This is a genomic window from Binatus sp. (SeqCode) (assembly GCF_036522015.1).
Classification (GTDB): domain Bacteria; phylum Desulfobacterota; class Binatia; order Binatales; family Binataceae; genus Binatus.
In genome coordinates, this window is record NZ_DATDGQ010000402.1 from 1 (window position 1) to 6,436 (window position 6,436).

At 62.1% G+C, this 6,436-nt stretch carries 4 protein-coding genes and 1 pseudogene; all 5 read right to left on the reverse strand.

Annotated elements, in window-relative coordinates; genetic code table 11:
- The coding region (carB, locus tag VIW95_RS16980) for a carbamoyl-phosphate synthase large subunit (protein ID WP_331588759.1) at positions 1-1,698 on the reverse strand (1,698 nt) is incomplete at its 3' end.
- A gap of 15 nt (positions 1,699-1,713) precedes the next feature.
- Complete coding sequence (gene carA, locus VIW95_RS16985) at positions 1,714-2,919, reverse strand: glutamine-hydrolyzing carbamoyl-phosphate synthase small subunit (RefSeq protein WP_331588761.1); 1,206 nt, start codon at positions 2,917-2,919, stop codon at positions 1,714-1,716.
- 7 nt (positions 2,920-2,926) lie between these two features.
- A complete protein-coding gene (locus VIW95_RS16990) occupies positions 2,927-4,285 on the reverse strand; it encodes a dihydroorotase (RefSeq protein WP_331588763.1) in 1,359 nt (452 codons plus the stop codon).
- Positions 4,282-6,228, reverse strand: a complete 1,947-nt coding sequence (locus VIW95_RS16995; RefSeq protein WP_331588765.1) for an aspartate carbamoyltransferase catalytic subunit — start codon at positions 6,226-6,228, stop codon at positions 4,282-4,284. The genes VIW95_RS16990 and VIW95_RS16995 overlap by 4 nt, the downstream gene beginning before the upstream one ends.
- A gap of 38 nt (positions 6,229-6,266) precedes the next feature.
- Positions 6,267-6,436: pseudogene (locus VIW95_RS17555) on the reverse strand (bifunctional pyr operon transcriptional regulator/uracil phosphoribosyltransferase PyrR); the annotation flags it as partial.

Below are 6,436 nucleotides of genomic sequence, written 5' to 3' on the forward strand. Positions count from 1 at the left end.
CGGGCCGCCGCCCAGAATGATCACTTTTTTGCGCGCGGTCGGCGGCGCTTCGTCCTCACCTTCGTAAGTCGAGTAGAGGTACGGGGTGAACGCTTCGAATTCGGCGCCGCAGGTGTCAACCGATTTGAACACTGGCGCCACTCCCGCCTCGCGACGCGCCGTCGCCACCGCAGCTTCATCGATCCCGCGCAGGTCCGCGATTCGCCGATCCGAGAATCCCATCGGCTTGAACTCCCGGAAGTACGCTGCGCCGAGCGGTTCGCGAGCGACGCGCTTTTCCTCAGCCACCAGGTCCGCGACCGCGTCGATAAACCAGGGATCGATTTTGCTGAGTTCGTAAACCTCCGCCCGCGATATTCCGAGCCGCAGCGCATCCGCCAGATGGTACAGACGATGGCTGCTCGCCGTCGCCACCTGCGCTCGAAGGTGAGCCACCGCGTTGGCGCTCGACGGCTCTGGAAGCCCCCCGCTCTCGAGTCCATGCGATCCTATTTCGAGCGAACGCAGCGCTTTCTGCAGCGACTCCTTGAAGGTCCGCCCGATCGCCATTGCCTCGCCGACCGATTTCATCTGCGGGCCAAGCTCGTCGGCCGCGCCGCGAAACTTCTCGAACGCGAAGCGCGGAATCTTGGTCACGACGTAGTCGATGGTTGGCTCGAAGCACGAGGGCGTCATGCGCGTGATGTCGTTCGGAATCTCGTCGAGCCGGTAACCGACCGCGAGCCGCGCCGCAATCTTGGCAATTGGGAATCCGGTCGCCTTCGACGCCAGCGCCGAGCTCCGGGACACGCGCGGGTTCATCTCGATTACGACCATCCGCCCGGTCGCCGGCTCGATTGCAAACTGGATGTTCGAACCGCCCGTGTCGACGCCGATCTCGCGGATAATCCGAATCGCCGCGTCGCGCATCAGTTGGTATTCCTTGTCAGTCAGCGTCTGCGCGGGCGCGACCGTGATTGAGTCGCCTGTATGGACCCCCATCGGATCGAGGTTTTCGATCGAGCAGATAATCACGACGTTGTCCGCCGTGTCGCGCATCACCTCGAGCTCGAATTCCTTCCATCCTTCGACCGACTGCTCGATCAGAACTTCATGGCTAGGCGATTGTTCGAGGCCGTACGCTACCTTGGCGCGATATTCGCTGAGTTCGCGCGCGATCGAGCCGCCGGTCCCACCGAGCGTTCGCGAAGGACGAATTATCAGCGGGATACCAAGCTCGCCCACCACCCGTTCAGCGTCTGCCATTGAGTGCGCAATCGTGGAACGCGGCACTTCGAGCCCGATCTTCAACATCGCGTTCTTGAACAGCTCACGATCCTCGGCCTTTTTGATCGCTTCGAGCTTCGCGCCGATCAGTTCGCACTTGAACCGATCAAGCACGCCCGCCTCGGCAAGCTCGATCGCAAGGTTCAGCGCGGTTTGCCCGCCGACCGTCGGCAGCAGAGCGTCAGGGCGCTCGCGCTCGATAATCTTCGTGAGCACCGCCACCGTCATCGGCTCGACATATGTGCGGTCCGCCAGTTCGGGGTCAGTCATTATCGTCGCCGGATTCGAATTGACGAGAATCAGGCGCAGACCTTCCTCCCGCAGCGCCTTGACCGCTTGCGTGCCCGAGTAGTCGAACTCGCACGCCTGCCCGATAACGATCGGGCCCGAGCCAATCAGCAATACCGATTTGAGATCTTTACGAAGCGGCAACTTGGGAATCCTGACTCATTGAATTTGCGCTTGCGCCAATGCCTCGGCGGCAATAATCCTCTCGAGCGCTTCCGCACCGTAGCGCGGGAAGGTTTCAACCAGTTTTCTGAATCGCGCGAACAGGTAGCTCGAATCATGCGGTCCCGGCGAGGCTTCCGGATGATACTGCACGGAGAAAAATGGTACGCCGGTTCCCTGCAATCCCTCGACGGTGTTGTCGTTCAGATTGAGATGCGAAAGTATCGCGCGACCCTTCAACGACTCGTCGTTGACCGCGAAGCCGTGGTTCTGCGAGGTAATCTCGACACGACGCGTCCGCAGGTCCATCACCGGATGATTTGCGCCATGATGCCCGAAGTCGAGCTTGTAGGTCTTGCCGCCCAGCGCCAGCCCCAGCAACTGATGTCCCAGGCAAATGCCGAACACCGGCTTCTTGCCCAGAACGCCCGCGATGGCTCTGTAAGCGTACGGCAGCGCGGCGGGGTCGCCGGGTCCGTTCGACAGGAAAACTCCGTCGGGATTGTGCGCGAGTATCTGTTCCGCAGTTGACGCTGCCGGCAGCACCTTGACCCGAAATCCGGTCGCGACGAGCCGTCGCAAAATGTTCAGCTTGATTCCGTAGTCCAGCGCAACGATCGTCGGCGCATCGCGTGCCGTTTCATAACTCGCGCGAACGTGGCCGCTTCCCAATTTCCAATCGCCGAAATCCCAATTGTAAGGCTCCGCGGACGTAACCTCTTTCACGAGATCGCGGCCGACTAGTCCGGGCGATGCCTTGGCCTTACGCACCAGCGAATCCGTGTCGAGATCGACGCTCGAGATCACCGCTTCCTGCGCGCCGCGCGTCCGTAGATGCCGGACCAGCGCGCGTGTGTCGATACCCTCGATACCCACCACGCCCGCGTCTTCCAGATATCTTCCGAGCGGCATCTCCGAGCGCCAGTTCGACGGCCGCGCCCAATATTCCTTGACGATGAACCCCTCGACGTACACGCGTCGCGACTCCGCATCCTCGGCGTTGATTCCGACGTTGCCGATTTCCGGATAAGTCATACAGACCAGCTGGCCTTTGTACGAAGGGTCGGTCAGGACTTCCTGGTATCCGGTCATTGCGGTATTGAAAACCGCCTCGCCGACCGCCTCGCCCACGGCGCCGAATGCGCGGCCGCGGAAGACTCGCCCGTCGGCCAGTGCCAGAATCGCTTCCCGTCCCTTGCTCATCGATCCGCTACGCCTTCCTCCCGTCGTAAACGATTTCGCCCGCAACAATAGTCAGGATCGCCCTGCCCTTCAGGCGCATTCCCGCAAACGGAGTGTTGCGGCTCTTAGACAGAAATTTTTCCGGCGCAACAGTCCATTCAAGATTGGGATCGATCACGGTGATGTCCGCGGCCGTGCCTTCCGCAAGGGTTCCCGCCTCCAGCCGCAGCAAAGTCGCCGGATTGAGCGACATCATCTCAACCAATCGCGCAGGTTGGATCAACGATCGATGCACCAACTGAAGCGCAAGCCCAAGAGCAGTCTCGAGCCCGACTACACCATTCTCCGCATGAGCGAACTCGTCCGCGCTGTCGTGGTCAAGATGCGGCATTGGATGCTCCGAACCGAAATAGGCGCCGAGTTGCTCCATCCGCTTCGACTTCGGATCGTGCGGTGCGTGGTCGGTCGCAATCATATCGATAGTGCCGTCGCGAATCGCAGCGAGCAGGTCTTCGACATCGCCGTGACTTCGCAGCGGCGGGTTCATCTTCGCGTTTGGTCCCCAGATCATCGCCGCACTTTCGTCAAGGGTGAAATGATGCGAGGTCACTTCGCAGGTAACCTGCGCGCCATGGCGGCGCGCGGCACGAATGAGTTCGAGGGACTGGGGCGTCGACACGTGGCACACGTGAACGGCAGCGCCCGAGCCGATCGCCAGCGCGAGATCGCGACGCACGCGTTGCGACTCCGCCGAATCCGGGTAGCCGCTGACGCCCAGATGCTTCGACACGGCGCCCGCATTCAGCGCTCCATCGCATGACAGCGCGCGATCCTCTTCATGCAGTGCGACCGCATAGCCGAGCCGCTTCGCTTCATCCATCGCGCGTGACAGAACCATCGCATCGTCGATCGGAATCCCGTCGTCGGAGAACATTCGCGCACCTGCCTCCAGCATAGCGGCGAAATCGACCGGTTCAGTGCCGGCCAGCCCATGCGTGACTGCCGAGACCGGCACGAGTCTCGCCGAATGCGCTTCGCGAGCGCGCTCGAGCATGTAGCGCGTCGTCGCGGGATTGTCGTTGACGGGCGACGTGTTCGCCATCGCCGCCACTGTTGTGAAGCCGCCGGCGGCCGCGGCTCGCAAGCCCGTCAAAATCGTTTCCTTTTCAGGAAAACCGGGGTCGCGCAGATGTACGTGCGGATCGATCAATCCGGGCGCGATCCAGCATCCACTTACGTCGATGACGGTGACATCCTGCAGACTACTTCGCGCTCCGACCGGCTCGACCGCTGCGATCTCACCGTCGCGCACCAACACGTCATACTGCCCGTCGAGCGCGCTGGCCGGATCGATCACCCGTCCTCCTTTAAGCAGGATTGAGCTCAATGCGCCGCCTCGGGTTCTTTCCGCGGTTCGACGATTGAATAGATCGTTACGTGATCGTGCGATTTGCTTTTCGGATCGCTACCGGCCGTGGCGAGGCGCACCTGCACGCGCTCGGTGCGCGAGGTCGGGATGTTCTTACCGACATAGTTCGGCCGAATCGGGAGCGCACGATGCCCGCGATCGATCAACACCGCCAGCTTGACCGCCGCTGGACGCCCGCGCTGCCAAATAGTCGCCATCGCGCGCTGCACGGTCCATCCGCTGTTAATCACGTCGTCAACCAGGATTATCGTCCGGTCTTCGACGACGAACTTTTCGGTGCCATCAATCGGACGCAGGGCATCGTCCGGCTTGTACACGTCGAGAGCGGCGCACGGCGGAAAGACCTTGGTCTTTGATCCGATCAGCTCGCGCAACCGAAGCGCGAGCATCGCGCCGCGACTGACGACGCCGACGATCGAGACACTCGGCAGGTCGAGAACGTCAGCAATCACCTGGTCGGCGAGCGATTCGATCGCGCGAACCACTTCCTGCTCATTCATAATTTCGCGCTGAGGGCCGCGCTTGTAGGGTTCGTAGCCGCCTTCCTCGGCCTGCTTCACGCTCTCGAACACCGCCAGCGAACCTTCTTCGATCCACTGGCGCACATAGCCTTGGAGGTTTTCGTCGAAGCGGTAGTAGCGATGTGAGCGCGCATGACCGACGTATTCGGTCTTCAATTCGCGTTCGCAGTAGTCGCACTTCAGCGCGAGCACGCTGGTATCGACACTGCGGCCGAGCGTGAATCGCGGAGTGAGGTAGGCGCCTTCAAATCGCGTGACGCAGTTCAGATTGGCGCATCGCGGCGGCGGCTCTGTTTTGAAGCGAATCGGCTCGGCGACCGGCCGAGCGGCGTCGGACGTGTGCGCGGCTTTTTCCATCAACCACGCGATCAACGCCATCCGGACCGGCACTCCGGCGGCCGCCTGCTCGAAATAAACTGCACGCGGATCGGCGTCGAGCTCGTACGCGAGTTCGCTGGTTCGCGGCAGTGGATGCATCACGACGGCTTCATGGGTGCGGCTGGTGCGCAGCGCGCGCGCGTCGAAGCGGACGTGCTCGGCGGCCGCGGCTTCCTTCCCCGACATCCGCTCCTTCTGCAGGCGGGTGACGTAGAATGCGTCGAGAGCGGCAGGAGGCTCCGCCGCGGGAATTGTTCGAAGGGCCTCGTCGCCAGTGAAGAGCGCCATCTGATGCGGCGCGCTGGGCGTCAGATATAGCGCGTCGAGGCCGCCAGCCAACGACTTCAGCTCATCCATCGTGACCGTCGAGAAACTGTAGTTGCGCTCAGCGGCAAGCCGCTCGAGGACGTAGTCGGGAACGTCCATGCCGGTGGCCGGCACCGCGACGATGTTCGCGCCGAAACGCGCGAGGGCATAAATCAGCGAATGTACGGTACGCCCGAATTTCAAGTCGCCGCACAGCGCGACGGTAAGCCCCTTCAGATGGCCCTTTTTCTTGCGCAGGATGTAGAGATCGCAAAGGGTTTGAGTGGGATGCTCGCGGCTGCCGTCGCCGGCGTTGAGCACCGGGCATGGCGCGTACTCGGCAGCGACGCGCGCCGCGCCATCATGGGGATGGCGCAACACGATCAAATCGGCATAGCCGGCAACGACCCGCACCGTATCGGCCAGGCTCTCACCCTTCGCGGCCGAGCTTGCCTGCATGTCGGCTGAACTGATCACCGCGCCGCCGAGACGATGCATCGACGACTCGAAGCTAAGGCGCGTGCGGGTCGAGGGCTCGTAAAAGAGCGTCGCCATGATAAGGCCGGCGGCGGTCGTGATCTGATCACCCTGCGCGAGCTGTTCGGCGAAGCCGTCGGCCAGCGCAAACACGCGCTCGATGTCCGAGGTCTCGAGATCCTCAATCGAAACGATGTCAAATTTCGCCAGCCGTGACACTTTACTGTTCGTCGCGCATCGAGCGCGCGTGTTCGACCTCATTTTCCGTTTGCACTGCCGATTACCACCGCGTCCGCGCCGTCTACTTCAGTGAGCCGTACGTAAACGCGCTGTCCGCGTGGGGCCTGGATGTTCTTGCCAACGTAGTCGGCGCGAATCGGCAGCTCACGCTCGCCGCGGTCGACCAACACGGCAAGTTGAACCGATT

Excerpts from the sequence above, each read along its gene's own strand:
- carA (WP_331588761.1), bottom strand. The coding sequence starts at position 2,919 with ATGAGCAAGGGACGGGAAGCGATTCTGGCACTGGCCGACGGGCGAGTC.